Raw genomic sequence first — 1,427 nt, 5'->3', positions numbered from 1 at the left:
GTTTTTCTCGGGGGGTTGTTATTGTGGGCGTTTGGGGGGGGTTTTGGTTTGGTGGTGTTCTATCGAAAGGGGTCGCCACCCTGTCTCTTCCTCGACCTCGCGCGCGGGGGCCGACGCTACGTATTCGGCGCCGTCGACATAGCCGCCAGGTACTTCCCATACCCACTGGTCGATGATGAACCGGTGGCGGCGCATCAGCAGAACCTCACGGGAAGCGTTGATCACCAGTGTCATCGCGCACCGGGGCATCTTCGCGACGTACTGGGTGAAGCGGACGCCGTCGGGCAGTTCGATGTCGACAGTCTTCAGGGCGATATGTCGGTTCTCGTCCACCAGATTCTCGCCGAGGATCTTCCACTGTGTGTCGCTCACACTCCCGACGGTAGCCGGTCGAAGCCACGTTCGCGGCGAACAGGTCGACCCTGGTCATGCAGCATGAGGCAGCTGCGACAATGGGTTCACCATCCCATCGAAAGGAAACCAAGGTGAGCTCTGCCGGTGTTGTACCGCTGCTCGGACGTGTCGCTGTCGCTGTGGCGGAGGCGATCGCCCGAGTCCGTCCGGAAATGGCGGATGCGGACCCGGTAGTGCGACGATCCGATCGAGCCGATTTCCAATCCAACGCCGCGCTGCCGTTGGCGAAGCGGGTCGGCATGGCGCCGCAACAGCTCGGTGCCGATCTTGCCGCCGGGGTTGATCTCACCGACGGTGTGATCGCCGACGTAAAGGTGTCGGGCCCAGGGTTTTTGAACATCACCCTGGCCGATTCAGCGGTGTGGGAAACCGTCGCCGCGCGACTGGCCGACGACCGGCTCGGCGTCCCCACCACCGAAGACGGGCAACGGGTCGTCATCGATTACTCGGCGCCGAACGTGGCGAAGGAAATGCACGTCGGGCACCTGCGGACCACCATCATCGGTGACAGCCTGGCCCGGGTCTTCGGGTTCCTCGGTGCCGACGTCGTTCGCGCGAACCATTTGGGCGACTGGGGCACCCAGTTCGGCATGCTCATCCAATACATCGACGAACACCCCGAATCGCCTTGGCATACAGAGGAACTCGACGCCGAAACCAGTTCGGTGTCGGCACTGGACAGCCTGTACAAGGCGGCCCGGCAGCAGTTCGATTCCGATCCGGGATTCGCCGACCGGGCGCGGACCCGTGTGGTTGCGCTGCAAGCTGGTGACCCCGACACGGTGGCGCGGTGGCGGGAGATCGTCGCCGAGTCCGAGAAAGCGTTCGGCGCGATCTACGACCGGCTCGGTGTGCTGCTCACTCCCGACGACTATGTCGGTGAGTCGTTCTACAACGACCAGCTCGCCGACACGGTCACCGAACTGCTGGACAAGGGCGTCGCTGTCGACAGTGACGGCGCGGTCGTGGTGCTGTCCGAACATGTCACCGGCCCCGATTATAAGCCGGCAGTG

General features: G+C 63.6%; 2 protein-coding genes. One reads left to right on the top strand and one right to left on the bottom strand.

Going from position 1 to position 1,427, the window contains the following annotated elements; genetic code table 11:
• Window positions 1–18: 18 nt before the first annotated feature.
• Complete coding sequence (locus ACFWPJ_RS32825) at window positions 19–372, bottom strand: NUDIX hydrolase (protein ID WP_378857407.1); 354 nt, start codon at window positions 370–372, stop codon at window positions 19–21.
• Between the two features lie 113 nt (window positions 373–485).
• Here ACFWPJ_RS32825 and argS point away from each other — a divergent pair.
• Window positions 486–1,427 (top strand): arginine--tRNA ligase (gene argS, locus ACFWPJ_RS32820; protein WP_378857405.1); only part of this gene is annotated, 942 nt, incomplete at its 3' end.

This window comes from Nocardia sp. NPDC058497 (assembly GCF_042720195.1).
In the GTDB taxonomy this organism is placed as follows: domain Bacteria; phylum Actinomycetota; class Actinomycetes; order Mycobacteriales; family Mycobacteriaceae; genus Nocardia.
This window is presented reverse-complemented; position numbering and strand designations above follow the sequence as displayed.